Below are 25,356 nucleotides of genomic sequence, written 5' to 3' on the forward strand. Positions count from 1 at the left end.
GGGTCGGATCGCCACTGCGTGGGAGCATGATTTTTTCGCTTCGACGCCGATTTTACCTTTGCAAGGCATTGAAAAATTAATGATTGCGTGTCTAAGGCGGTGAACAGGGACGACACGCGAAACGCGTGGCCCTATTTCATCTATCGAGTTTTCCGAGGCGCGGGTCCCAGCCCGCGGTGTGTTGCATGTATCGAGTACTAACAGTCTTCGGGACGCGGCCCGAAGCGATCAAGATGGCGCCCGTGGTCAAGACCCTCGCTGCCGCCGAAGATATCAAACAATCAGTCTGTGTGACCGCGCAGCATCGCGAGATGCTCGACCAGGTACTAGACCTTTTTTCAATCGTGCCGGATCATGACCTCGATCTGATGCAGGCAGGCCAGGACCTGACCGATATCACGGCGCGGGTGCTCATGGGGCTTCGCGACGTAATCGCGATCGAGAAGCCTGACTTGTTGCTCGTTCATGGCGACACGACGACCACGCTCGCCGCATCGCTCGCAGCTTATTACGCCCAGGTGCCTGTCGGTCATGTCGAGGCTGGCCTCCGCACGGGCAATATCTACTCGCCGTGGCCGGAAGAGGTGAACCGCAAGGTTGCTGGGGCCATTTCGGCCCTGCATTTTGCGCCGACCGAGCGGTCGCGCGCCAATCTCTTGAGCGAAAATGTCTCCGACGAGACCATTGAGGTGACCGGCAACACGGTGATTGACGCCCTGCTGGACGTCGTTGGCACGCTCGAGAGCGATGCAGAACGCCGAGAGATCCTCGACGAGCGCTTTGCCTTCCTCGACCGATCTAAGCGCCTCATCCTCGTAACCGGCCATCGTCGCGAGAGTTTTGGCGGCGGGTTCGAACGAATTTGCGGCGCGCTCGCGGAGATCGCGGACCGTGAGAACGTTGAGGTCTGCTATCCCGTTCACCTCAATCCGAATGTCCGCGAACCGGTCGGCCGCCTGCTTGAAGGGCGTGGCAATGTCCACCTGATCGAGCCGCAAGACTATCTGCCGTTCGTCTATTTGATGAACCGTGCGGATATCATTCTCACCGACAGCGGTGGGGTGCAGGAAGAAGCCCCTTCGCTCGGCAAGCCGGTGCTGGTCATGCGCGAAACCACCGAGCGGCCGGAGGCAGTCGAAGCTGGGACGGTCAAGTTGGTGGGCACCGACCGCGACACGATAGTCGAGGAAGTCGCGCGCCTGCTCGACGACCGCGCGGCCTATGAGGCGATGTCTTTCGCTCACAACCCCTACGGCGACGGCAAGGCTGCAGAGCGAATTCTCAGTGCTGTGCGCGCGCTTTCCGAAAATTCTTAAAAAAAGCTCCGATTTATGAAGCGTATTTTTGAAACTATCTCGGTGGTCGGCCTTGGCTACATTGGCCTCCCGACAGCCGCCATGTTCGCCTCGCGTAAGGTGCGCGTGATCGGCGTAGATGTGAATGAGAACACAGTCGCGACCATCAATTCTGGCGGCGTGCATATCGTCGAGCCCGACCTCGATATCGCGGTCCATTCAGCAGTCGAACAGGGATATTTGCGGGCTACTACCAAGCCCGAACCCGCTCAGGCATTTCTCATTGCCGTTCCGACGCCCTTCCTCGAGGGGCATGTCCCGGATCTCAGCTACATCGAGAGTGCGGCACGCGCGATCGCTCCTGTGTTGGCGCGTGGAAATATCGTCGTCCTTGAATCGACCTCGCCCGTCGGTGCGACCGAGCAGTTGGCAGCGTGGCTTGCGGAGGAGCGTCCGGATCTGACGTTCCCCCAGACCCATGGCGAGGACAGCGACATTCGGATCGCTCACTGCCCTGAGCGTGTGCTACCCGGTAAGGTAATGCAGGAGCTTATTCACAATGACCGTGTGATTGGCGGGCTCAGCCCGCGCTGCAGTGAAGTCGCGACCTCGCTCTACCGCACCTTCGTGGATGGCAAATGCGTCACAACCGATGCGCGCACCGCGGAGATGGCCAAGCTGACCGAGAACAGCTTCCGAGACGTCAATATCGCATTCGCAAACGAACTTTCGCTGATCTGTGAGGATCTCGATATTTCGGTCTGGGAGTTGATCGAACTCTCCAACCTGCACCCCCGTGTTAACATCCTCCAGCCTGGGCCGGGCGTGGGCGGTCATTGTATCGCAGTGGATCCGTGGTTCATCATTCATCGAAACCGAGAAAAGGCGAAGATCATCCGCGCTGCTCGTGAGGTGAATGATAGCAAGCCAAAATGGGTGATTGAGCAGGTTAAAGACGCTGTGGCGGCGCATGATGGCCCTGAAGAGCCAGTGCTCGCGCTTTATGGTATCGCCTTTAAGCCTGATATTGATGACCTCCGTGAGAGCCCGGCGGTACATATTGCGCGTGAACTTCTCGACTTGGGGTTCAAAACCTTAATTGTTGAGCCTCACATCGAAGCACTTCCGGCATCACTCTCATCGGCTCGTATGGTCGAAGAAGCGAAGGCGTTTGAAATAGCTGACATTCACGTCATGCTTGTAGATCATACTCGATTTAGGAATTCGCCGAGTCCGACGGGGTGTCTCATTGATTGCCGCGGCGTATGGCGCACGTGACAGTGCAAATCCGCCAGCTAGCCGCCGAAGCCTCGTGGGCTGCCCTCGCGCATTTGTTCATGCGTGGCGGGATCGTGGTTGCGTTCATGGTTTTCAGCCATGGGATGCTGGTAGACGATTTCGCTGCGGCCAACGAGTTCAACCTTTCACTTTCCTACCTTTCGTCGATGGCGCTCGCGGGTATTAGCCCAGTCGTAGTTCGCCAGTTTGCGCGTTTAAAGGATGCGAGTGAGGGACGCGAAGCTGGCGCCACCCTGTTGCTGCTCGCATTCGCGGCGCTAGCAGGCGTCGGGATGGGGTTGATCCTCGCTCCTGCTGGCGAAAGGGCCAGCCTGCCGCTGATCTTCGCGCTTGCAATCACGGTTGTTGTGCTTGGCGCCTTTCCAGCCGCCGTTCTAAACGGGCTGCGCGCCTTTCGTTCACTGGCGCTTGCGGCAGGATTAGGCGCGGCTTTCCTGCTTGTCGCAGCCAGCCTAACCAATACTCTCGTCGAGGCGGTACTGGGCATTACTGGCGCGCTAGGCATTAAGGCCGTCTGCGAATGGGCCATTGCCTTGCGGCGCATCAAGTTGACCGGCCGACCCGTCGCGCTTCCCGATCTTGCGGCCTTTAAGGCAGTCATGGGTTCGATAGCCCGGGTCGGCGGATCGGCCATTCTTACTGCAGGAGCGCTGTTCGCAATGACCAAGCTGATGCGCGAGGGCCAAAGCGCGCTCGACTTCTCGCTCTTCGCGATCGGGATGCAATGGTACGCGATGGGAGCGTTCGTGGCGGGCAATGTTACAAAGTCGCTATTCCCGCGGCAAGTCGCGGTGGCAGAATGCGGTATCGACCACCACGCCCAGCGCCGTCTTCTCTTTCAAGGAGTTGTATTGGGTGTAACGGGCGCGCTCCTCGTGATCGCCTCCGCATTCGCGGCGCGCCCATTGATCGCGCTGGCCTATGGAGAAGCGGGTGCTGGTGCGATCGATGTCATTCCACTGTTTATTGCTGTTTCGCTGGTCGCCATTCCTGGAAACATGGTCGGCAACCTCGCAATGGCGTATCATGAGGAGGGTGCGTGGCTAATTTCGTCGCTTTTCGGCTCGGCGACCCTCTTGATGGCACTGCTCATCCTGCCCGTGGCGGGAGCGAGTCTTGCCGCTGTTTCGCTAGTCATGTCGCTGATCGTCCAGAACGCGGCCTGTCTCTTATTGCTTCTTCGTAAGGGTTTGTTGTGAAGCCTGCAGTGGTATATTTTGCCTCGCTTGTGATGGCGATGCTGCCCGCGACGCGCGGGTTTGCGTTCAAGCGCTGGCTGCTGCGCAGGGCGGGCGCCAGTGTGGGGAATAATGTGCGAATCTGCTCGTCCGCGCGTTTCGGGCTCACAGGCAGACTTGAGATCGGGGAAGGGACTTGGCTCGGCCACGAATTTCTGCTCGTGGGTGGCGATGCCGAGGTGTCTATCGGCCGCGACTGCGATATCGCACCGCGCGTCACGTTCGCAATGGGCTCGCATGAGCTTATGGAGGGTGGCAACCGCGCCGCAGGGGCGGGCTTCAGCGAGCCCATCCTTGTCGGCGAAGGGTGCTGGATCGGGACAGGGGCGACTCTGCTGGGCGGCACCTCGATCGGCAAGGCCTCGGTTGTCGCCGCGGGTGCGTTGGTGCGCGGCGACTTTTCTGATCGGGTCTTGATAGGCGGCGTGCCCGCACCAGTGATCCGAAAGCCAGACCGGAAAGCGTCGTGACGCAGACGCAGCCCCGTAATATGACGCCCGTCCGTTCCTCGCCAAACGCTAGCAGGTATGCGGCGATGCCGGTCGTGCGGACGGTAGCAGTATTCGTTGGTTTCTGCGCGCTTCATTTCACATCGGTAGGAACCATCCTTCTGATGACGCTAATGGTCGCGCTTCCTTTCGCTGGACCGCGCTGGAGCATTTGGGCTCTGCTCGGTACTTGGTTCATTACGCTCAGCCACACCGGCCTCTTCGCGCACCCCCCGGCGGCCGGCCTGCTGCGTTATGCTGTCTATTTTGTCGCCTTTGGAACGCTAATATTGCCCGTGAGCGGACGGCCACTTCAGCGCGGATCGGTTGCGCTGGTGGCCTCGACACTAGGTATCGGAGCGGTTGTTGTCCTACATTCGTTCTTTTATAGCTACATGCCATACTTGAGCATCGCAAAGATTACTTCGTGGACTGTCGTGGTAAGCGCTTTGTGGCTCGCCTGGGGCCGGCTTGGTGCCGAGGAAGTGCGCGCGTTGCGACTGCAAATTTTTGTCGTCCTTTCGATCCTTTTGCTCTTCTCCCTACCCTTGATGATGACGGGTCTCGGCTTTGCGACTAACGGGCGCGGATTTCAGGGGCTGCTCAACCATCCGCAGGCTTGGGGCCTCGTGGGCGCAGCAATCATGGCTCTGTCTTCCGCCCGGCTGCTGCGTGGCGATCAAAAGGCAATCTTGCTATGTACTATCGCCTTTCTTTCCACCGCCGCGACATTCGCTTCGGGTGCCCGCACCGCGCTGGTCGGCATCGCCGTGGCGCTTGCGGCGGGCGCCGGGGCCTCAACCCTTCATGCCGTTCTCGCGCAACGAAGAATCTGGCGAAACCGCGCGGCCGTTGCGTGGGTGTTTCTTTTCATGTTGGTAGTCGCGGCCTTGTTGACACCGCAGGTTCAGCACGCAATTCAAAGCTTCCTCGGGAAGGGCGACGTACGGCAGCTTGAATCCTTTAGCCAGATATATGAGCGCTCGCGCGGCGGCCTGACTGGCGTCATGAATAACAATATCTCCCGCCATTTTTACGAAGGGATCGGCTTCGGCCTCGCCTCGGTGCCCGGCACGATGGTGGTCAGCTACGACCCGCTGTTCGGACTGCCGATCGGCGCCTCGGTGGAGAAGGGCAACGTCTATCTCGGCCTTACCGAAGAGGTCGGCGCGCCGCTCGCCCTGCTCGTAGGAGCGGTCGTCGCGTTCTGGGCGGTCCGTGGCCTGCGTTGCGGTCTCGTCGGCGCGACCATCATCTTCTTCGTCCTCGCCGCAAACTTCGCCGAGGCCACCTTCTTCTCCATGGGTGGCATGGGGCTGCTCTTCATGGCGCTGTTCACCAGCTATGCGACGGGCGTGGAGGAAGCGCGGTGAAGGTCGTCTTCTGGCAGCAGACCGTCTCGCCGCACATGGCCGGGCTGGCCGATGCGCTTGCGGCGCGAGGCCACGACGTCGCCTATGTGAGCGGCGTCGAACTGAGTGAGGCGCGCCTTGCCCAGGGCTGGATCGCGCCGAGCGTGGACCGGGCAAAGCTGGTAATCCTCGGTCGCGATGAGGCGCTCGAGAACATCCTCGTTGAATCCAGCGATGCGATCCATATCGTCGAGGGCCTGCGCGGCAACGGCATCGTCGGGAACGTGTCCGAGCGGTTGCAGGAGGGAGGCGCGCGGCTGGCCGTCATCATGGAGACGGTCAACGATCGCGGATGGAAGGGCGCGCTGAGGCGCGTCGGCTATTCGTGGCTTGCCCGCAAGATACGGGGCCGCGCCGAGACCATCCTTGCCATCGGCGACCGGACGTCGGACTGGTTGGTCGCGCGGGGCTTTCCCGAGACGATCGTCCATCCGTTTGCCTACTTCCTGCCCGAGGCCGACGACTTCACGGCGGACCGGGCAGCGGATCGACGCTTCCGAGTCGGGTTCGTCGGCCAGTTGATCGAACGCAAGCGTGTCGACCTCCTGATCGACGCCAGCAGCGCCCTCGACGTCGATGTTGATATTGTGGGGGCAGGATCCCTGAAGGCTCGGCTCGAGGATCGCGCGGCGGCGTCCGACCATATCCGTCTCCTTGGCAAGCGACCGATGGACCAGGTCCGTACCATCATCGCAGAGTTCGACGTGCTCGTTCTCCCCAGCGAACATGACGGGTGGGGCGCGGTCGTGTCGGAGGCGCTGCTCGCCGGCACCCGAGTGATCGTTTCGGACGCCTGCGGTTCGTGCGTCGCGGCCCGCCACGACGAAGGCAGCGCGGTGTTTCCCGCAGGCGATCTCGCTGCGCTGCGCGCCGCGATCAAAGCCTCGAAGGCCCAGGGCAAGGTCGACGCCAAAGAACGCGCCGCGCGCGCTTCCCGGTCGCGCTATCTCGGCGCCATGGCCGGTGCAGCCCGCCTCGAAGCGATCCTCCAGGGCGCGATCCCGCACGATTTTCCACTCACGAAGGCGGTTCCATGAGCGATCGGCGCAAGATCCTCATCTTCGTCAATCACTTCCCCCCGGCCTTCAAGTCGGGCGGGCCAGTCCGGTCGGTTGCGAATATAGTCGAGGCGCTGGGCGAGGATCATGACATCCATGTCGTCACGACCGACCGCGACCGCGGCGATGCGCGGCCGTTCGATCATGTGACGTCCGACCGCTGGAATTCGCTTTCCAAGGCAAAGGTCTGGTTCGCGAGCCCCGGGTCGCTCGACCTCGGCACCGTGTCGGCGCTTATCGACGAGGTCGCCCCCGACCTCATCCATACGCAAAGCTTCTTCGCCTCGCATTTCTCGATACTCCCGCAGCTTGCGGCGTGGAGGAAATGCTATGGCGCCGACAGCATCCTCGTCGGCCCGCGTGGCGAGTTTTCGCAAGGCGCACTCGGCCTGAAGGCGGTCAAGAAGCGCGCATATCTCGCGCTATGGAAGCTGCTCGGGCTGTGGCGGCGCGTGCGTTTCCACGCCAGCGACGCGCACGAGGCCCGCGACATCGCCCGCCTGTTCCCTAAGGCGTCCGTTTCGAAAGCCCGAGACATCGGCCCCGGCCCGACTGACGTGCCGCTTGTCGCTGGCATCGATGGCGAACCACTCAAAGTCCTGTTCCTCTCGCGCATCGCGCCGATGAAAAATCTCGATTTCGCGCTCGAGGCGCTGGCCCGTTGCCGCGAACCGATCGCGTTCACGATTTGCGGTCCCGTCGACGACGCCGCCTATTGGGAGCGCTGCGACAAGCTCGTCGACAAGCTGCCTGGCCATGTCGCCGTGACAATCGAGGGGCCGGTCGCGCCGCCAGACATTCCCGCCAAATTCGCGGCGCACGAGTTGTTTTTCCTGCCCACGCGCGGCGAAAATTACGGCCATGTCATCGCCGAGGCGTTCGCTTCGGGCGCCTACACGCTCATCTCGGATCGCACGCCATGGACCGGCCTTGAAGTGAAAGAGGCAGGGCGCACGCTCGCGCTCGAGGACGGCCCAGAAGCCTTCGCCCTTGCCATCGACGCGTTCGCGCGCAAAAGCGCCGACGAACGCCTCGCCATGCGCAAGGCCATTCGCGCCGTTTCCCCGACCCTGACCGGGCGTGAGGAGGCGATCGCCGAGCATCACGCACTTTATGCAAGCGGGGCGCAGTCCGCCCCCGACCAGGAACGAAATAGCCGATGAAACAGATTTTTCAGGACCTCGCGAAGGGCGAGACCAGCCTTGTGGAATGTCCCGCGCCCACGCCGCGTGGCGGACAATTACTGATCGAGACGAGCGTCTCGCTCATTTCGGCGGGCACCGAGCGCATGCTGGTCGATTTCGGACGCTCGGGCCTGATCGCCAAGGCGCGCTCGCAGCCCGAGAAAGTCCGGCAGGTGTTCGACAAGGTGCGTACCGACGGCCTCTTCACCACGCTCGATGCGGTCAAGTCCAAGCTCGGCCAGCCGCTGCCGCTGGGCTATTCGAACGTCGGCTGCGTGTCCGTAATCGGCAAGGGCGTCGAAGGTTTCGCCGTGGGCGACCGCGTCGTCTCGAACGGACCGCACGCCGACCTCGTGACCGTTCCCAGAAATCTTGCGGCCAAAATCCCCGACGAGGTGAGCGACGAGGCGGCCAGCTTCACCGTGGTCGGCGCGATCGGCCTGCAGGGTTTGCGCCTTGCCGAACCGACGCTGGGCGAACGGTTCGTCGTGACCGGCGCGGGACTTATCGGCCTGCTCACCGTCCAGCTCCTGCGCGCACAGGGCTGCCGCGTGCTCGCGATCGATTTCGACGAAACCAAGCTCGAACTCGCCCGCCGCTTCGGCGCGGAGACGTGCAATCCCGCCAGGGGCGAAGATCCGGTCAAGGCGGGGCTGGCCTTCTCGGCCGGGCTCGGCGTCGACGGGGTCATCATCACCGCCTCGACCAAGAGCAGCGATCCCGTTTCGCAGGCCGCGCAAATGTCGCGCAAGCGTGGACGCGTCGTGCTGGTGGGCGTGACCGGCCTCGACCTCAACCGCGCCGATTTCTATGAAAAGGAGCTGAGCTTCCAGGTCAGCTGCTCCTACGGCCCTGGTCGCTACGATCCTGACTATGAAGACAAGGGCCATGATTATCCGCTCGGCCATGTTCGCTGGACGGAACAGCGCAACTTCGAGGCGGTGCTCGACCTGATGGCCTCGGGCGCGATCGACACCGATCCGCTGGTCTCGCACCGCGTCGACTTCGAGGAGGCACCGCGCGCCTACGACATCCTGACCGAGCAGCCCGGCTCGCTCGGCATCCTCCTGACCTACGCCTCGCCCGTCGAGCAGCGGGCGGTCAGCTCGGTCGTTATCGAGGATCGCGCGGCGCCCGCCGACGGCAGTGCCTCGGTCGGCTTCATCGGGGCAGGCAACTATGCGTCGCGCGTCCTCATCCCGGCATTCGCGAAGGCCGGCGCGGACCTGCGCGTCATCGGTTCGGCCGGCGGCAGTAGCGGCGTCATCCAGGGCAAGCGGCTGGGCTTTGCTGAAGCGGTTTCGGGTGCCGATGCGGTCATTGCCAGCGATGCGGTCGATACCGTCGCTATCGCCACGCGCCATGACACGCATGCCTCGCTGATCTGCGCCGCGCTCGAGGCGGGCAAGCATGTCTTCGTCGAAAAACCCCTCGCGCTGACGCTCGATGAGCTCGAACAGGTCGAAGCCGCCTACGAAAAGAGCGATCGCCTGCTGATGGTCGGGTTCAACCGTCGCTTCGCCCCGCTCACACGCAAGATGAAGGCGCTGCTTGATGCCTCGAGCGAACCCAAGGCCTTCATCATGACGATGAATGCCGGCGCGATCCCCGCCGATCACTGGACGCAGGACCCCGAAATCGGCGGCGGGCGCATCATCGGCGAGGCCTGCCACCTGATCGACCTGATGCGCTTCCTCGCCGGCGCGCCGATCGCATCGGTGCAGGTCACCGCAATGTGCGGCCCGGCCAACGCGACTGGAGACAAGGCGTCGATCCACCTGACCTTCGAGGACGGAAGCTTTGGCACCGTCCACTATCTCGCCAATGGCGGCGCAAGTTTCCCTAAGGAACGGATCGAGGCATTCGCGGGCGGCGGCACGCTGGTTCTCGACAATTTCCTCAAGCTCAAGGGCTATGGCTGGAAGGGCTTCAAAAGCCAGACGCTGCGCAAGCAGGACAAGGGGCAGGGCGCCTGCAGCCAGGCCTTCCTCGACGCCATCCGCGAGGGCAAACCGGCCCCGATTTCTGCCGAAGAGCTGTTCGAAGTCACGCGCGTGTCGATCGAGGCGGGGCGCCAGGCCTGACGATGGCGCGCTTGCCGACCAAGTTGCGGACCTATCGCGCGCTGGGCGTGCGCAACGTCGCGCGCGTGGCGGCCTATCGTTTCGGGCTAAAGACGGGGCTGCACCCGGTGCTCCGGATCGCCGCCGAGCGGCCTGAAGGACCGTTTTTCCGTGCGAGCGAGGCCGCACTGCCGTTCGCCCCGCGCGAAGACTGGCGCGAAACCATGCCGTGGTTCGGTCATGCCTCGCGCGCCCTCGATGGCGCACCGCCCGACTGGCACCGCTCCTACGAAACCGGCGAGCATGCCAGCGCGGATGCCCCGTGGCACCAGCTGCCCGATTTCGACCCCGCGCTGGGAGACATCAAGGCCGTCTGGGAAGCCTCGCGCTTCGACTGGGCGATCGCGATGGCGACGCGAGCCGCCGCAGGCGAGGGTGGGGACCTCGACCGCCTGAACGTCTGGCTCGCCGACTGGATCGCGAAGAACACGCCCTTTATCGGCCCCAACTGGAAATGCGGGCAGGAAGCCTCTCTTCGCCTCCTTCACCTCGCATTGTGCGCGGTCATCCTCGAGCAGGATGGCGACTCAGAACCCGCGCTTCTCGACTTCGTGGCGCTGAGCTGTCGCCGCATCGCTCCGACGATGAGCTACGCCATCGCGCAGGCCAATAATCACGGCACCTCGGAAGCCGCCGCCCTGTTCGTGGGAGGCAGCTGGCTGGCGCGGCACGGGCGCAGCGAGGGCCAACGCTGGGCACGGGTCGGCTTCAAATGGCTCGACGAGCGCGCCGCGACGCTGATCCTGCCCGACGGGAGCTTCAGCCAGTCCTCGATTGTTTATCATCGCTTCATGCTCGACACCTATGTGTTCGCGACCCTGTGGGCGCGCCGCCACGAGCTCGCGCCCCTCGCCGAAGCGACGCACACCCGTCTTGCACGGGCGACGCGCTGGCTTCACGCTATGGCCCAACCGGAAAGCGGTGATGCCCCCAATCTCGGCCCCAATGACGGCTCGCGCCTGTTCGCGCTGACCGACGGTCCCTATCGCGACTTCCGCCCGACGCTCCAGGCCGCCAGCGCGCTCTTTCTCGATGCCCGCGCCATCGACGCCGGGGGTCCTTGGGACCGCATGCTCGACCTGTTCGGCGAGGCGCGTCCCGACACTGTTCTCGAAGAGGCGAGCACCACGCATTTCACCGACGGCGGGTTCGGCGTCCTACGCGAAGGCCGCGCGATGGCGCTCCTGCGCTTCGCCCGCTTCCCTTTCCGTCCCGCGCAGGCCGACGTCATGCATGTCGACCTCTGGGTCGGCGAGACAAACGTGCTGCGCGACGATGGCAGCTACAGCTATGCCGCCGACACGCGCTTCGGGTCTTCCACGATGCACAATGCCGTCACGTTCGACGGGCGCGAGCCGATGCCGCGCGTCTCGCGATTTCTGTGGGGCGACTGGCCGCATGCCGAGACGTCGACCGACGCGCGCTCGATCACTGCACGCCATCGCGACGCCAATGGTAATACGCATGTCCGCACCCTCAGCCTCTCGTCCGACAGCATGACGGTGGAGGACGATTTTTCGGGGGAAGCCGAGACCGCGACGCTGCGCTGGCGCCTCCTGCCCGGCGACTGGGCGCTCGAGGACGGCGTGGCACGTCTAGGCGAGGTCGAAATCCGTATCGAAGGCGTCCCGCCAGACGCGATCAGCATCGAAACAAGTGAGGAATCGCGCCATTATTTCGAGCGGACCGTTGTTCCCGTCCTCACGGCCCGCGCGCCGATGTCCGCCACTCTCGTCACCACGGTCAGTTTCTGATGCACGTACTTTATTTCCACCAGCATTTCACCACCCCCAAGGGCGCCGGCGGCATTCGCAGCTATCGCAACGCGCAAGCGCTGATCGCGCGCGGCCACGAGGTGACGATGGTTTGCGGCAGCAATGCGCGCGGCGCGACCGGGCTCGACGGACCCTTCGAGAAAGGACGCCGAGAGGGCGAGGTCGACGGGATCCGCGTCATCGAGTTCGACCTCGGCTATTCCAACAATGACGGTTTTCTCAAGCGCAGCCTGACCTTCCTACGCTTTGCCTGGCGTAGCATCTGGCTCGCGCTGACCGGCAAGTACGATTTGCTGTTTGCCACGACGACGCCGCTCACCGTCGCGCTTCCCGGCATCGCGGCGCGCTGGCTGCGCGGCAAGCCGTTCGTCTTCGAGGTGCGTGACCTGTGGCCAGAGCTTCCTCGGGCGATGGCGGTGATCAACAATCCCGTCATCCTATGGGCGATGGGGGTGCTCGAATGGCTCGCCTATCGAAGTGCGCACCGGCTCGTCGCGCTCGCGCCCGGCATCGCGCGCGGGATCGAGAAGCGCGGCGTTCCGGCCGAACGCGTCGCCATCGTGCCCAACGGCTCGGACGTCGAGACCTTCGATGCCGCGGCCTCCAAGCGTCCTGCCGATTTGTCCGAAAGCGACCTTGTCGCGATCTTCGCGGGGGCGCACGGCCTCGCCAACGGGCTCGGCGCAGTCCTCGACGCGGCCGCCGAACTCAAGCGACGTGGCCGCGACGACATCCGGATCGTGCTCATCGGTACCGGCGCCACGAAGGCGGCGCTGGAGGAGCGCGCCGAACGCGAGCAGCTCGATAACGTCCTGTTCCGGCCCCCCGTCGCGACCCAAGAGGTCGCCTCGCTCCTCAAGGGCGCCGACATCGGATTGCAGACCCTCGCCAACGTAGAGGCCTTCTATTTCGGCACCAGTCCCAACAAGTTTTTCGATTATGTTGCGGCCGGCCTCCCAGTGCTCAACAATTATCCCGGCTGGCTCGCCGAGATGATCGAGACCCATGATGCGGGCCTGACCGTCGCGCCCGACGACGCCGCCGCCTTCGCCGACGCGCTCGAGGCCGCTGCCAATGACCGCGAGACGCTGAAACGCAAGGGCCGCAACGCCCGCGCGCTGGCGGAAAGCGAATTCGACCGGTCCGCGCTCGCGCAGCGCTGGGTCGATCATGTCACGAAGGAGGACGCATGATGCTCAAACGGCTGTTCGACATCTTCGGTGCGCTGGCGGGTCTCGTGCTGTTCGCGCCCGTCATTCTTCTCCTCGCACTCCTCATCCGCATCAAGCTCGGCAGCCCCGTCCTGTTCCGGCAGGTGCGCCCGGGCCGCGACGCCAGGCCGTTCGAGATGGTCAAGTTCCGCACTATGACCGATGCGCGCGATGTCGATGGCAAGTTGCTCCCCGATGCCGAGCGCCTGACCCGTTTCGGTCGTTTCCTGCGCTCGGCGAGCCTCGACGAGCTGCCCGAGCTGTGGAACGTGCTGAAGGGCGACATGAGCCTTGTCGGCCCGCGACCGCTCGCGATGGCCTACCTGCCGCTTTATTCGCCCGAGCAAAATCGCCGTCACGAAGTGCGCCCGGGCATCACCGGACTGGCGCAGGTGAGGGGGCGCAACACGCTCTCGTGGAACGACCGCTTCGCCCTTGATGTCGACTATGTCGACACGCATAACCTGTGGCTCGATATGCGCATTCTGGTCGAGACCGTCATGATCGTTCTGCGCCGCGACGGAGTCCAGGCTGGCGGCCAGGAGGACGTGAATTCCTTTGACGGGACCAACTGACATGCCTGCCTCGTTCGGAGCGCATCGCGCGTTGCCGCAGGGCACGCGTGACTATGAGAGCGCCCGCGCCGCGCTCAGCGCCTTCCTGCGCGCGCGAAACGCGCGTCGCCTCATCTGTCCCGCCTACATATGCACCGCCATCTTCGATGCCGCGCGCCATGCCGGCGTGGACGTCGAGACCTATCCGCTCTCCGAAAATCTCCAGCCCGCGACGACGCTGTCGCTGCAGGACGGCGACTTTGTCCTCCTGGTCGACTATTTCGGCCTCAACGCGAGCGGGATCGACGAGGCGCTGGCCTCGCTCGACCCCGCGCGGGTCATTGTCGATGCTTCGCAAGCCTGGTTCGCCCCGACCCGTCCGGGCGTTGCCGCCACGATCCGCTCGCCGCGCAAGTTTCTGCCCGTTGCTGATGGCGGCGTGCTAAACGCTGAGCCCTTGCCGCCTGTCGAGCCAGCCGACGAACGCGCCGCGCATGAGAGAATTCGCTACCTCCTCGAGCGCATCGGTGCTCAGCCTGACGCAACCCGCGAAGCCTATCTCGCGGCAGAGGCGATGCTCGAGACGATCAGCGACCGCGCCATGCCGTTTCAAACCCGTGCGATCATCGACGCGCTCGATAAGGACGCCATCGCCAGTGCTCGCCGAGCCAACTTTACGCGCTTCGAGGCTCTGCTTGGCGACAGCAACGGCTGGCGCTGGAACCTTGGCCAACAGGTCCCGCTTGCTTACCCCTTCACCATCGGGCGAACGGACCTTCGCGCCCACCTGATCAGAAAGCGTCTCTTCACACCGCGTTACTGGCCCGGCATCACCGTTACCGAGCCGGTCGAACGTCGGCTGCTCGAAGAGACGGTTTTCCTGCCGATCGACGAACGGTACGACGAGCATGACATCGCGCGTATGGCCGACCTCACGCTCGAGACCATCAAGGAGCTCTCATGAACATCCAAGGCAAGAAAGTCGTTCTGCGCGCGATTGAGCAAGATGATCTTCCCGCGCTGCACCGCTGGGCGAACGAGCCCGAGATCCAGTCACTCCTTGGCGGCTGGCACTTCCCCGTCTCGATGCAGGACCAGCAGCGTTGGTTCGAAGCGCTGAGCGTAAATTCGCTCAACCAGCGTTTCGCCATCACCACCGCAGAGAATGGCTTGGTAGGAACCGCCAACATCGTCTCGATCGACTGGCAGAACCGCAACGCCTTCCACGGCATGCTACTGGGCGATGCCGACCTGCGCGGCACCGGTGTTGCGCTCGACACGGTGATGACCGTCATGCGCTACGCTTTTGAGGAATTGGGGCTTCATCGCCTCGACGGCGACATGATTGCTACCAATGAACGCTCGATCGATTTCTACCTACGCAAATGCGGATGGGTCGAGGAAGGCCGCAAGTCGGGCTGGTATTATCGCGGCGGCGAACGGCACGATAAGGTCGTGGTAGGCATCACTGCTGACCAGTATAGCGCGCATGTTGAGGAAATCGGCTACTGGAATGATTGACGCTGGCGACCTGACGGTCGACGTGGTGCGCGGCGCTGGGCCATGGACGCAGGCGCTTAACGACCTCGGGCGACACGATTTCTTCCATACGTTCGATTTCCATCGTGCCAGCCAAGGCGAAGGCGAGGGCGACCCGGTCGCGCTCGTCGCGCGCGTCGCCGGCAAGGCCGCGGGCTTCTGGCCGATGCTCGAACGCGCGATCGAGGGCAGCGATGCGACCGACCTTGTCTCGGTCTACGGCTATGCCGGCCCGCTGTTCGCCGAGGACGTCGACAGCGGACAGGTCGTGACCGCGATGCGCGAGGCGTGGGCGCGCACAGGCGCAGTCTCGCTCTTCTCACGCATGCATCCCTTGTTCGTCGATCAACTCGAGTCAGATCTTCGTGGTAAGCCAAGCGGAGAGGTCGTCGTCATCAACGTCTCTTCCGACGATACACCGCCATCGGGCTATCGCGGGAGTCACCGACGCGAGATCAACAAGCTGGTTGAGCAGGGCGTGACGGTCGATCGCCGCACCGACACCGAGGCGCTCGCCCTCTTTGTCGATATTTATCACGAACAGATGAACGCTCTGGGCGCAGGCGCGCGCTACTATTTCGGAGAGCCCTTCTACAAAGCGATGATGGCTACCAGGGACTTCCACACGGACATCTTTTTAGCTTCGCTCGACGGAGAGCCTGCCGCCGCCGCAATGTTCGTGACGACCGGCGATGTCATGCAATATTTCCTCTCCGGCACGCGCACCGCGCACCGTAAACTGGCAACCAACAAGCTGCTGATCGCCCGCGCCCACGAACGCGCCATCGAGACCGGCGTCACGCGCATAGTGCTGGGCGGCGGGGTCGGCGGTGAAAAGGACGCGCTTTTCAAGTTCAAGGCGGGCTTTTCCAAGTCCACCGCGCCCTTCCATCTCGTGCGCGAAGTGCTCGACACCGAAGCCTATGCCCGCCTGTGCGACGAGCGCGGCATCGATGCCGCCGCGACTTCCTTTTTTCCAGCCTACCGAGTGCCGACATGCTAAACAGTCCCTTCGCGCCCTGGCCCTCCTTCACGCAGGAAGAAGCCGACGCGGCCGCGCGCGTGCTCCTTTCGAACCGCGTCAACTACTGGACTGGCACCGAGGGGCGTGAATTCGAGCGCGAGTTCGCGGCCTTCGCCGATGCAGAGCACGCTATTGCGCTGACCAACGGGACGGTCGCACTGGATCTCGCGCTCCACGGCTTGGGCGTCGGCAGCGCCAATGGCGGTAGCGCAAGCGATGAAGTCGTCGTTACCCCACGCACCTTCCTAGCCTCGGTATCCTCTGTCGTGAATGCCGGGGCGGTTCCGGTCTTCGCCGACGTCGATCCCGACAGTGGTAACATCGAGGCGGACACGATCGCCCCGGTCATCACGGAGCGCACCCGCGCGATCGTCGTCGTTCATCTCGCCGGTTGGCCCGCCGATATGGACGCAATCATGGATTTCGCGCGCCCTCACGGCATCAAGGTAATCGAAGATTGCGCGCAGGCCCACGGCGCCCGCTACAAGGGGCGTAGCGTTGGGTCGATCGGCGATGTCGGCGCCTGGTCGTTCTGCCAAGACAAGATCATGACCACCGGCGGCGAAGGCGGCATGGTTACCTGCAACGACGAGGCACTGTGGCGGCGCATGTGGTCCTTCAAGGATCATGGCAAGAGCTGGGAGGCGGTTTACGAGCGCGAACACCCGCCGGGCTTTCGTTGGCTACATGAGGATTTCGGTACCAACTGGCGAATGACCGAGGTTCAGGCCGTCATAGGTCGCATTCAACTCGATCGTATGGGAGAGTGGACCGAACGCCGCAACGCCAATGCGGCGCAGCTCATTGAGGCGCTCACGCCGGCGGTGGCGAGGGGAGCGGTTCGCGTTCCGCGGCCAGGCGCGGACCGCGTTCATGCCGATTACAAGTTTTACGCCTATGTCGATCCCACGGCGCTATCGCTCGGATGGGACCGAGATCGCATCGTTTCCGAGATCGTCGCCGAAGGCGTGCCCTGTTTCCAAGGGAGCTGTTCGGAGGTCTACCTGGAGAAAGCTTTCGAAGGCACAGGCTGGCGTCCCGACCCGCGCCTTCCAAATGCGCGCGCTCTTGGTGAGACGAGCCTCATGTGGCTCGTGCATCCCACCCTGACGGAAGCGGAAATGGCACTAACGGCGAAAGTTACAGCGGATGTTCTGGATCGCGCCTCGAGTTAGCTGGCCAGTCGCAGCGGCTCGACCGTTTCCTCTCCAAAGCCGGGCACGCACTTTGCTAGGACACTAAGTGCAGTCTCATCGTCGTGGTCCCTACAAGCCTCAATGAGCTTGGTGACGTCCACCTGAATCTCGTTCCAAGGCATGAACTGTTCGCGACCGCGCACAATGCGCGGATGCTTCGTGACCTCCGCATCCGCATCAATCAGAAGCTCTTCGTAGAGTTTCTCGCCTGGACGTAGACCTGTTTCGACGATCTCGATATCGCCATCGGGCCTGTTCGCATCCCGAACAGTAAGGCCAGATAGCTCGACCATTTTCTCGGCAAGGTCACGGATGCGGATTGGATCGCCCATGTCCAAGAGGAAAATGTCGCCGGCCGATCCCATGGCTCCGGCTTGAATTACTAGCAAGGCAGCTTCGGGAATGGTCATGAAATAGCGGGTAACGTCGCCATGCGTGAGAGTGATCGGACCGTTTGCAGCAATTTGCGAACGGAAGAGCGGCACAACAGAACCCGACGAGCCTAGGACGTTGCCGAAGCGTACGGCGGAGTAGGCCATGCGAGGGTTCTCTGCTGCACGTGCTTGGACGATCAATTCACACATGCGCTTCGACGCGCCCATCACATTAGTCGGTCGGACCGCCTTATCGGTGCTTACAAGGGTGAACCGCTCGCACCCGAAGCGCTCAGCAGCCTCGAGAATTCTGAGTGTCGAAACCACGTTGTTCACAATACCCGTCGTGGCGTTCGCTTCCACCAAGGGAACGTGTTTGTACGCAGCGGCGTGATATACGAGCTCCGGTCGTCCCATACGAAAGATGCGCTCGACATCTACGCTGTCGCCGACGTCGGCGAGGAGCGGCACGATTTCCAAGTCGACGCCGAGCTTCGCGGACAGAGCCGTTAATTCTCCCTCGATCGTATATAGCGCCAGCTCACTCCGCTCAGCCAAAAGAATTCGGCTTGGTCCTAGCTGCGCAATTTGGCGACAGAGTTCACTGCCAATCGAGCCGCCGGCACCGGTAACGAGAACAGATTTGCCTCGAATGGTGTCGAGCAAATCCGAAAGAGGCGCAACGGGTTCGCGCCCCAACAAATCCTCAATCTTCACTTCGCGAAGATCTCCCACGCTAACGCGACCAGAGGCAAGATCGCGAAGGCTCGGGAGTTTGCGTACTGTTGCCGACGGCCAGTGCTTATGCACGAGATCGACAGCAGCGCTGTTGGCCGCGCGCGACGGTCGATCGAGTGCGATGAGGAGTTCATCCACCTGGTTTTGAGAAAGAAATTCATCAGCGCCAGAGCCATCAACGACCGGCCTGCCTTCAAGGCGCTTGCCCTTCATGGAGCCGTCGTGATCGACGAAAGCGAGGAGTTCTATGCCAGGATCGAACCGTAACGAGCGTCCAAGCGCCAGCGCTGCGTCTTGCGCCCCATATACGACAACGGCTTTGCGGTTTTGCGGGCCATCATGGGAAAGCTGGGAGAGCATAGCCGCGAGCGAAACGCGCGAAATGGTAGCGAACATAAACATCACGAGCGGCTGCAGCACGCCCATCGTCCTGGGTGTTCCGAACGGCGCATAAATGACGAGGAATGCCGCGAGAAAGCCGCCAACCATGAAACAGGTTTTGGCAAGTATGTAGAGAGTGTTGAAGCCGAAGTTCCGTATCGAAAGCTTATACGTGCCCAAGGCCCAAGCGACCACCACCCAGGCACCGAGGCTGAGCGAAGTGACATAAAGGAACCGCTCGACTGGCATCGCGGAGATGCCGACGCGCAGAGCGTAGGCGACCGGAACGGACACCAGCACCGCCGCAATATCTAAGAGGACAACGAAGCTGGAGCGCTGGCGCGAATTGAGGCCAAGAAGATACCGGACAAGCTTGCGTGCTTGGTCGTTCAAAAAGGCATAGGGGCCGGACACGGGAGACTTACTTTCAATCATGACAACGCCCCTCGGGGCTGCGCCGGCTATCAGCCAGGCAGCACGCGCTGAGCGTGATTGCGCACTTCGATACGGCCATGCCGTGCCTGATCAATGGATCCTCCCCTTACGCACAGAGGTCGTTACCTTCGACCCTGCATTAATCGCTGCGTTATTGAGATAGGGTTAAGGGTTCAAGGGCTTATTCGCGCTCGCACCGCTTCTTCCTCAGGGCTCAACCACCAGTTTCCCTAGAAAAGTGCGGGGAGGGGCTGAGCGGGTTGCAAGAACACAAAAAACTCTAGCGATTAGAAATGGAAGGTCGGAGCCGGGTAAGCTCGAGGAATGTCGTTGAAGCGCGGAAAGCAGCTCGGGGGGATCGCCGACCATTGGCCGCCGAAGCGAACCACCTTCGGTTCACGCTACGTCGGCTTGGCGACATTATTTAACCAAGAATTTTGAACTCTTCTGGTGCCGGCCACCGCCAAAATTCACTATAAACCAGCGCGGTGGGGTCTATCTCGACGGCGCCCCCTTCGCCCTCGACTGGAAGTCGATGGAGGCAACCATCAGCGAAATACGCCTCTGACAAGAAGAGAGCGCTTGCATTGTAGGATTCTATGCGGTCACTTTAGTTATCGATGTGCCGGATCGGCGCCCGGGGTATTCCAAAGAGATTGCCTCGGGCGTCTTTCTATTTGCACTGATGCCGACCCCAGTAGCGAGCCCATCGCTCAGCGTTTCCGCTCGCAACCATCGCACAAGAAAGATCGACGCCCGACGCGGTCACGCACCACGCGCCCGTACGAGACCCGCCCGCCGAGCCGGTGGAAACGCATCGCATTGTCGGCGCTCGCACCACGACGTGACCGTGCGAAAGCGATCCACGCGGCCCGCCGAGGAGATTCACGAGCGCGTCACGTGCTGCAGCACCCGATGCCGCAGGGCATGGATGGCCCGCGCGACACTCATCATCAATCTCGCGGGCCGCAATACCCGACAGTCTGATGCGCGGTCCCTCTTCGCACCAGATAGGTCCGTCGCCATCCCAAACTGCGGTTGGCGTGCAGTCGAAGACGGTACCCGCGGATGGAACAGGGGCTATCAGGAGAAGAGCGGCAGTAAGCATTGAATTTCCTTAAGCTTATACGGCGCGCTTCCGACGCATGGCTCGGGCAGGCCTTGAGAACGCGGGGTCGTCCGTCACCTGTCCTATTCGCATCCGATGCCGTCGTTGTCTCGGTCTAGATGAGGTGCGTATCCAGGACCCCCGCGCTTCACTGGCGCAGCACCTGCGGCCCTCGCTTCGCTACAGTTTCTATAGGAGACGCTGCTGGGATTGGTGGCACGCTGTACCGTCGGAGAGGGCCTCGCGCGCGAGCTGGCACGATGACAGTGATAGTCGCCGGTTTTCCGATTGTTATGGCAACCCTCCGCATTCAAGCCGCCCGGGTGGGTTATTGCCAGAGCAATGACAGCAAGCGTTACAGACATCTTCTTTCCCCTCCGCCGATTCGGCAGACCGAGCATATCTTGATCGAGGTTAAAGGCTAGTCGATGATCCGTCGGATACGGCTATGTATGGGAATGTGGCGCTTATGATCTGGCTTCATCCGACGGGCAAGAAGTTAGAATGTAGACCAAGTATGGTCGCACTGCTGCCGACCTGCTGCGCTATGGAGCAGACCTAAAATCCAACGCTCTGGGGATGGAAGCCATGACCAAGTTCTGTTCGGACTTGGCTTACGCTTCCAGTTGTGCAGGCGGGTAGATGCCTTGCATCTACCCGCCCCAATTTGGGCTCACGTTTTAGGCGGCTGAGGCCAATCGATGTCACACAGAATGTCATTCAAGCGCTCAAGCTCAGAACTGATTTTGTCGAGAGCTTCGGAAGCCTTCAGATTGGCATAGGCTGCAGCGACCTCGGCAGGAATGATTTCGCCCTCCTTGGCACTGAAGGTCACTCCCATGAAATTCCCTTCGTATTTAAACTCGGCCAACTTTTTCTCCATTTCGTATTGGTCAAACTCGGACCAAGTTTCTACGTCCCACAAACGTATTAGCACCTTATCAACGGCGGACTGGTTTCAGGCGCGATTGGGGAGGGGGCAGGCAGGGTGCCCCAGCGAGCGTCGTGAGCGCTTCTCGAAGGAGGATATCCGCGTCCATAACGGGCCGTTAGCGGGCTGGCAGCTATTGGTAGCTAATTTTGGCCGCGAAGGCAGCCTCAACAGATGGTGGATCGTGCTGGGTTCGCTACCAACCTAGAAGCGGATTTTCTCTACATTACTTCCGATGTCTCGCGGAAACGCCCGAAGCGATTCACATAGTGAAGCGGGAGCGTGGCTACCGCCGCGCTCCCGTCACCCTTGTTTCGCGTAACGCTTCCTAGAACCCAATCCTGAGGCCAATGTTGATGCTGGCCTTGTCCTGATCGGTGTTACCCGAGAGGTCCTTTTCGTAAGACGCCTTGGCGAAGGCGGTGAGGCTGCCGCCGCCGAGGCTATACTGAGCGCCTGCGCCAATTTCGCCGGTGGTCTCCGGCAGGTAGCTTGACAACTGGTAGCCGCCGACCGTGCCCTGCATCATCGGGTCGAACACGTGACGCACGTTGGCGAGACCGAAGGCGGTCAGGCCGTCATTGCCAGTCCCCGCGCCTGCATCGAACCTGAGGCCCACGCGCGCGGTCTTCCAGTCATTCTTGTTGTCGTCGTCGTAAATGCCTCCGAGCGGACCGGTGAACGTGTCGATCTTGAGATCCTGCCACGACAACTGGCCCTGCGGGGTCAACGCGAGGCTACTACCCAGCGGCAGGCGATAACCCACCTCTAGGCTCATGGCGCGCGTCTCGGCCCCGGCGTCACTCTTCATGCGCGCGACCTCGCTCGACTCCATGTTGAAGTCGATCCAGTCGGCACGCAGCTGCGTGTCGACGTAGAATCCTGCGCCATTCATGAATGTCAGGGCACCGCCCACGCCGACCGCGTCGGCATTGATCTCAAGCGGATAAAGGATTGAGCTGATCGCCGCATCGACGTTGCTCTTTCGAACCGACACGCTCGCGGCGAGCTTGTCGAACGGCAGGAACGTGCCACCCAGCGTGTAACGCTGCGTGTCGCTGTCGATCTCCGTCCCGAACTCGCTGTCGGCATATGCGGAATTTGCCCACTCGCCATCGACCTGGCCCCACACACCTGCCTTAAAGCGCGGACGGCCTTCCTCGTCGGCGACGATGCCATTGCCGAAGCGGTCGTGCATCGTTCCAAGCTCGGCAAAGCCCGACAGTACCAGCGGAAGCGCCTCGTAGGCCGGTGCGGTCGGCACCAGCGTATTGGCCAGAAGCAGGAATTCGCCGTCCAACTCGATATCGTAAATGTAGACACCGGCCATGAATTCACCACCTTCGAGCGTGAAGTTCCCCTCCTCGATGAAGCCATCTGCAGTCACCAGAACGATGTCGTCACCGTTTGCCGTGCTCGTGTTGATCATGTTGAGGCTAATCAAGGTAACACCCGAGACGTCGCCCGCGACGCTCAACGTGTCGGCCGTAACAGACGCGAAGTCGACATCGAGCCCCAGCACCCCGCCACCGGCAAAGTCGCCGCCGACCGTGAGCGCATCACCCGCAACATCATTGCGCAGGTCCGCAAGCCCAGAGAGGGTCATGTCGTTCGACACGGCCAGCTGCACCGCATCGGTTCCCATCGCCAACAGCGCACCATCGGCGCCGACCGCGAGGTTACCCGTAAGATCGAACCCGGCCGTACTCAAAAGAGTCGCGCCGTCGGTGACGAACAGGCCGGTGCCCGCCTCGCCGCCGACGGCGAGAGCGCCGTCGAGGCTCAAGTTCGAATTGGTGGCAATGACGATCTCGAAGTTGGCGATGGTGCCATCGAGCGTCCCCGTCGCATTTTCGAGACTCAGCGTGTCGATCATCCCGTCGGCAACGCTCGTATCGTCACCGCCGTCGATCATGCTCCCCGCGAGGTCGAAGTTGGCCAGCGTGACATCGTCCGAGCCGAGCCCAGTCGTGACCATGTCGATGGCGGTACCGTCGACCATGAGAACGTCGTCGCCATCGCCCGAATCGACGCTGCCCGCGCTACCGCCGGTGAGCGAGACCGAGTCGACATCCGCGCCGGTCGTGATCGCGCCCGTGACATCGGCATCGACCAGCGTGACGCTGTCCATGCCGCCATCGGTGTCGATGCTGTCGGCGCTGCCGCCGGTCATCGCCAGCATGTCGTCGCCCGCACCAGTCGTCACCGCACCCGCGATGTCCGTATCGGTCAGCGTCACCATGTCGGCGCCGTCGCCGGTCGAGAGGCTACCTGCCGACGCATCGGTCATCACGACCGTGTCGTCGCCGAGGCCCGTGACCACGTCGCCCGCAATCGCGGTGCCGTCAACCGTCAGGTCGTCGTCGCCATCGCCCGTGTCGACGCTGCCTGCGCTGCCATTGGTGAGCGTCACGAAGTCTCCGTCCGCACCGGTCGTCACCGCGCCAGCGATGTCGCTGTTCGTCGAGGTGACATCATCGACCCCATCGCCCGTCGCCAGGCTGGCCGCGCTGGCATCGGTCAGGATAACACGGTCGTCGCCCGCCCCCGATGTAACATCGCCGGCAACCGTCGTCCCGCTCAGCGAGAGAACGTCATCACCTGAGCCAGTATCGACGCTCCCCGCGCTGCCGTCGGTCATGAAGAGCACGTCGCCTTCACTCCCAGTAGTCACGGCGCCCGTCACCACGACCCCACCGAGCGAGAGACTGTCGACGCCGTCCGCGCTGTCGATGGATGCTGCGGAGCCGCCGGTCATCGCAAGGCTGTCGTCGCCGGCGCCAGTCGTGACCGCGCCGGTGAAGTCATCGCGGTAGAGCACGACCGCGTCGTCGCCGTCACCAGTATCGAGGCTCGCCGCCGACGCGTCGTCCATCCGCACGGTGTCCGCGCCACCACCGGTGGTCACATCGCCCGCGATCGCGGTCCCGACGACCATCAGCATGTCGTTGTCGTCACCCGTCGCAACGCTCCCCGCGCTGCCGCCGGTGAGCGTCACGTCGTCCATGCCCGCACCCGTCGACACCGCACCCGCGATCGTGACGTCGGTGATATCGATCGTGTCGGCGCCGTCGCCCGTGTCGACGCTGCCCGCGCTGCCGGCGGTCAGCGAGACCGTGTCGGCCTCGGTGCCCGTCATGATCGCACCAGCCACGTCGGTGCCGGTGAGTGTCACGCTGTCCATGCCGCCGTCAGTATCGATGCTGTCTGCCGAGCCGCCGGTCATGGCGAGCATGTCGTCGCCCGCGCCAGTGGTGATCGCACCCGCGATGTCGGTATCCGTGAGGGTCGCTATGTCGGCGCCGTCGCCGGTCGACAGGCTCGCCGCCGACGCATCGGTCATCATGACCGTGTCGTCGCCGAGGCCGGTCACGACATCGCCCGCAATGGCGGTACCGTCAACCGTGAGGTCGTCGGCGCCGTCGCCCGTGTCGACGCTGCCCGCGCTACCGCCGGTGAGCGAGACCATGTCGGCATCGGTGCCGGTGGTGATCGCACCCGCCACGTCCGTGCCGTCCAGCGTGACGCTGTCCATGCCGCCGTCGGCATCGATGCTGCCGGCACTGCCGCCGGTCATCGCAAGGCTGTCGTCGCCCGCACCGGTGGTGATCGCACCCGCAATGTCGGTGGTCGCCAGCGTGATGCTGTCGGCACCCTCGCCGGTCGCCAGGCTCGCCGCCGACGCATCGGTCATCATGACCGTGTCGTCGCCGAGGCCGGTCACGACATCGCCCGCAATGGCGGTACCGTCAACCGTGAGGTCGTCGGCGCCGTCGCCCGTGTCGACGCTGCCCGCGCTACCGCCGGTGAGCGAGACCATGTCGGCATCGGTGCCGGTGGTGATCGCGCCCGTGACATCGGCATCGACCAATGTAACGCTGTCCATGCCGCCGTCGGTGTCGATGCTGTCAGCACTGCCGCCGGTCATCGCAAGGCTGTCGTCGCCGGCGCCAGTCGTGACCGCGCCGGTGAAGTCATCGCGGTAGAGCACGA

General features: G+C 62.8%; 20 protein-coding genes. 15 read left to right on the plus strand and 5 right to left on the minus strand.

All coding sequences use genetic code 11. The features are described 5' to 3' along the window. Nucleotides 1-185 precede the first annotated feature (185 nt). The 15 genes from wecB to NUW81_RS11980 all read left to right on the plus strand — a co-directional run bounded on the left by wecB (nucleotide 186) and on the right by NUW81_RS11980 (nucleotide 17,375). Complete coding sequence (wecB, locus tag NUW81_RS11910; protein ID WP_245113565.1) at nucleotides 186-1,316, plus strand: non-hydrolyzing UDP-N-acetylglucosamine 2-epimerase; 1,131 nt, start codon at nucleotides 186-188, stop codon at nucleotides 1,314-1,316. 15 nt (nucleotides 1,317-1,331) lie between these two features. Further along, on the plus strand, nucleotides 1,332-2,573 hold the full coding sequence (gene wecC / locus NUW81_RS11915) for a UDP-N-acetyl-D-mannosamine dehydrogenase (RefSeq protein WP_280638892.1): 1,242 nt from the start codon (nucleotides 1,332-1,334) through the stop codon (nucleotides 2,571-2,573). Continuing rightward, nucleotides 2,561-3,793 carry a polysaccharide biosynthesis protein gene (locus NUW81_RS11920; protein WP_245113569.1) on the plus strand — a complete coding sequence of 411 codons (1,233 nt, stop codon included), beginning with the start codon at nucleotides 2,561-2,563 and terminating at the stop codon, nucleotides 3,791-3,793. Before wecC ends, NUW81_RS11920 begins: the two co-directional genes overlap by 13 nt. 32 nt (nucleotides 3,794-3,825) lie before the next feature. Then, the gene (locus tag NUW81_RS11925) at nucleotides 3,826-4,302 is read left to right on the plus strand and encodes an acyltransferase (protein ID WP_245113570.1); all 477 of its coding nucleotides are present in this window, start codon (nucleotides 3,826-3,828) and stop codon (nucleotides 4,300-4,302) included. Between the two features lie 143 nt (nucleotides 4,303-4,445). Continuing rightward, the gene (locus NUW81_RS11930) at nucleotides 4,446-5,693 is read left to right on the plus strand and encodes a hypothetical protein (protein WP_245113571.1); all 1,248 of its coding nucleotides are present in this window, start codon (nucleotides 4,446-4,448) and stop codon (nucleotides 5,691-5,693) included. Beyond that, on the plus strand, nucleotides 5,690-6,769 hold the full coding sequence (locus tag NUW81_RS11935) for a glycosyltransferase family 4 protein (RefSeq protein ID WP_245113572.1): 1,080 nt from the start codon (nucleotides 5,690-5,692) through the stop codon (nucleotides 6,767-6,769). The genes NUW81_RS11930 and NUW81_RS11935 overlap by 4 nt, the downstream gene beginning before the upstream one ends. Continuing rightward, nucleotides 6,766-7,953 carry a glycosyltransferase gene (locus NUW81_RS11940; protein ID WP_245113573.1) on the plus strand — a complete coding sequence of 396 codons (1,188 nt, stop codon included), beginning with the start codon at nucleotides 6,766-6,768 and terminating at the stop codon, nucleotides 7,951-7,953. The genes NUW81_RS11935 and NUW81_RS11940 overlap by 4 nt, the downstream gene beginning before the upstream one ends. Further along, entirely contained in the window at nucleotides 7,950-10,058 is a 2,109-nt protein-coding gene (locus NUW81_RS11945; RefSeq protein ID WP_245113575.1) for a bi-domain-containing oxidoreductase, read from the plus strand. Before NUW81_RS11940 ends, NUW81_RS11945 begins: the two co-directional genes overlap by 4 nt. A 2-nt stretch (nucleotides 10,059-10,060) precedes the next feature. Then, a complete protein-coding gene (locus NUW81_RS11950; protein ID WP_245113577.1) occupies nucleotides 10,061-11,851 on the plus strand; it encodes a heparinase II/III domain-containing protein in 1,791 nt (596 codons plus the stop codon). Then, nucleotides 11,851-13,065, plus strand: coding sequence for a glycosyltransferase family 4 protein (locus tag NUW81_RS11955; protein WP_245113580.1), 1,215 nt, complete (start codon nucleotides 11,851-11,853; stop codon nucleotides 13,063-13,065). The genes NUW81_RS11950 and NUW81_RS11955 overlap by 1 nt, the downstream gene beginning before the upstream one ends. Further along, nucleotides 13,062-13,658 (plus strand): sugar transferase, encoded by a 597-nt coding sequence (locus tag NUW81_RS11960; RefSeq protein WP_280638893.1) that lies wholly within the window; start codon nucleotides 13,062-13,064, stop codon nucleotides 13,656-13,658. Before NUW81_RS11955 ends, NUW81_RS11960 begins: the two co-directional genes overlap by 4 nt. Nucleotide 13,659: 1 nt before the next feature. After that, nucleotides 13,660-14,601, plus strand: coding sequence for a hypothetical protein (locus NUW81_RS11965; RefSeq protein WP_245113582.1), 942 nt, complete (start codon nucleotides 13,660-13,662; stop codon nucleotides 14,599-14,601). Next, the gene (locus tag NUW81_RS11970; protein WP_245113585.1) at nucleotides 14,598-15,158 is read left to right on the plus strand and encodes a GNAT family N-acetyltransferase; all 561 of its coding nucleotides are present in this window, start codon (nucleotides 14,598-14,600) and stop codon (nucleotides 15,156-15,158) included. The genes NUW81_RS11965 and NUW81_RS11970 overlap by 4 nt, the downstream gene beginning before the upstream one ends. Continuing rightward, nucleotides 15,151-16,179: a GNAT family N-acetyltransferase gene (locus NUW81_RS11975; protein ID WP_245113587.1), complete on the plus strand. Its 1,029-nt coding sequence runs from the start codon at nucleotides 15,151-15,153 to the stop codon at nucleotides 16,177-16,179. The genes NUW81_RS11970 and NUW81_RS11975 overlap by 8 nt, the downstream gene beginning before the upstream one ends. Next, the gene (locus NUW81_RS11980) at nucleotides 16,173-17,375 is read left to right on the plus strand and encodes a DegT/DnrJ/EryC1/StrS family aminotransferase (RefSeq protein WP_245113589.1); all 1,203 of its coding nucleotides are present in this window, start codon (nucleotides 16,173-16,175) and stop codon (nucleotides 17,373-17,375) included. Before NUW81_RS11975 ends, NUW81_RS11980 begins: the two co-directional genes overlap by 7 nt. Here NUW81_RS11980 and NUW81_RS11985 read toward each other — a convergent pair. From NUW81_RS11985 to NUW81_RS12005, 5 genes are all read right to left on the minus strand, one after another. After that, entirely contained in the window at nucleotides 17,372-19,324 is a 1,953-nt protein-coding gene (locus NUW81_RS11985; protein ID WP_245113592.1) for a polysaccharide biosynthesis protein, read from the minus strand. The genes NUW81_RS11980 and NUW81_RS11985 overlap by 4 nt on opposite strands. A gap of 673 nt (nucleotides 19,325-19,997) precedes the next feature. Next, the gene (locus tag NUW81_RS11990) at nucleotides 19,998-20,432 is read right to left on the minus strand and encodes a hypothetical protein (RefSeq protein WP_245113594.1); all 435 of its coding nucleotides are present in this window, start codon (nucleotides 20,430-20,432) and stop codon (nucleotides 19,998-20,000) included. 83 nt (nucleotides 20,433-20,515) lie between these two features. After that, nucleotides 20,516-20,833, minus strand: coding sequence for an excalibur calcium-binding domain-containing protein (locus NUW81_RS11995; RefSeq protein ID WP_312025036.1), 318 nt, complete (start codon nucleotides 20,831-20,833; stop codon nucleotides 20,516-20,518). Nucleotides 20,834-21,105: 272 nt separating this feature from the next. Further along, nucleotides 21,106-21,315 (minus strand): hypothetical protein, encoded by a 210-nt coding sequence (locus NUW81_RS12000; protein ID WP_245113598.1) that lies wholly within the window; start codon nucleotides 21,313-21,315, stop codon nucleotides 21,106-21,108. Between the two features lie 376 nt (nucleotides 21,316-21,691). Then, nucleotides 21,692-25,354, minus strand: coding sequence for an autotransporter outer membrane beta-barrel domain-containing protein (locus NUW81_RS12005; protein WP_260508507.1), 3,663 nt, complete (start codon nucleotides 25,352-25,354; stop codon nucleotides 21,692-21,694). Nucleotides 25,355-25,356: the final 2 nt, after the last annotated feature.

The sequence above is a fragment of the Sphingomicrobium aestuariivivum genome (assembly GCF_024721585.1).
GTDB classification, from domain to species: Bacteria; Pseudomonadota; Alphaproteobacteria; order Sphingomonadales; family Sphingomonadaceae; genus Sphingomicrobium; species Sphingomicrobium aestuariivivum.

What these genes read in the sequence shown, in the direction of transcription:
- wecB (WP_245113565.1), top strand. Translation starts at nt 186, where the DNA reads ATGTATCGAGTACTAACAGTCTTCGGGACGCGGCCCGAAGCGATCAAG.
- wecC (WP_280638892.1), top strand. Translation starts at nt 1,332, where the DNA reads ATGAAGCGTATTTTTGAAACTATCTCGGTGGTCGGCCTTGGCTACATT.
- NUW81_RS11920 (WP_245113569.1), top strand. Translation starts at nt 2,561, where the DNA reads ATGGCGCACGTGACAGTGCAAATCCGCCAGCTAGCCGCCGAAGCCTCG.
- NUW81_RS11925 (WP_245113570.1), top strand. Translation starts at nt 3,826, where the DNA reads ATGGCGATGCTGCCCGCGACGCGCGGGTTTGCGTTCAAGCGCTGGCTG.
- NUW81_RS11930 (WP_245113571.1), top strand. Translation starts at nt 4,446, where the DNA reads ATGACGCTAATGGTCGCGCTTCCTTTCGCTGGACCGCGCTGGAGCATT.
- NUW81_RS11940 (WP_245113573.1), top strand. Translation starts at nt 6,766, where the DNA reads ATGAGCGATCGGCGCAAGATCCTCATCTTCGTCAATCACTTCCCCCCG.
- NUW81_RS11945 (WP_245113575.1), top strand. Translation starts at nt 7,950, where the DNA reads ATGAAACAGATTTTTCAGGACCTCGCGAAGGGCGAGACCAGCCTTGTG.
- NUW81_RS11950 (WP_245113577.1), top strand. Translation starts at nt 10,061, where the DNA reads ATGGCGCGCTTGCCGACCAAGTTGCGGACCTATCGCGCGCTGGGCGTG.
- NUW81_RS11955 (WP_245113580.1), top strand. Translation starts at nt 11,851, where the DNA reads ATGCACGTACTTTATTTCCACCAGCATTTCACCACCCCCAAGGGCGCC.
- NUW81_RS11960 (WP_280638893.1), top strand. Translation starts at nt 13,062, where the DNA reads ATGATGCTCAAACGGCTGTTCGACATCTTCGGTGCGCTGGCGGGTCTC.
- NUW81_RS11965 (WP_245113582.1), top strand. Translation starts at nt 13,660, where the DNA reads ATGCCTGCCTCGTTCGGAGCGCATCGCGCGTTGCCGCAGGGCACGCGT.
- NUW81_RS11970 (WP_245113585.1), top strand. Translation starts at nt 14,598, where the DNA reads ATGAACATCCAAGGCAAGAAAGTCGTTCTGCGCGCGATTGAGCAAGAT.
- NUW81_RS11975 (WP_245113587.1), top strand. Translation starts at nt 15,151, where the DNA reads ATGATTGACGCTGGCGACCTGACGGTCGACGTGGTGCGCGGCGCTGGG.
- NUW81_RS11980 (WP_245113589.1), top strand. Translation starts at nt 16,173, where the DNA reads ATGCTAAACAGTCCCTTCGCGCCCTGGCCCTCCTTCACGCAGGAAGAA.
- NUW81_RS11985 (WP_245113592.1), bottom strand. Translation starts at nt 19,324, where the DNA reads ATGATTGAAAGTAAGTCTCCCGTGTCCGGCCCCTATGCCTTTTTGAAC.
- NUW81_RS11990 (WP_245113594.1), bottom strand. Translation starts at nt 20,432, where the DNA reads ATGCTTACTGCCGCTCTTCTCCTGATAGCCCCTGTTCCATCCGCGGGT.
- NUW81_RS11995 (WP_312025036.1), bottom strand. Translation starts at nt 20,833, where the DNA reads ATGCTCGGTCTGCCGAATCGGCGGAGGGGAAAGAAGATGTCTGTAACG.
- NUW81_RS12000 (WP_245113598.1), bottom strand. Translation starts at nt 21,315, where the DNA reads ATGGAGAAAAAGTTGGCCGAGTTTAAATACGAAGGGAATTTCATGGGA.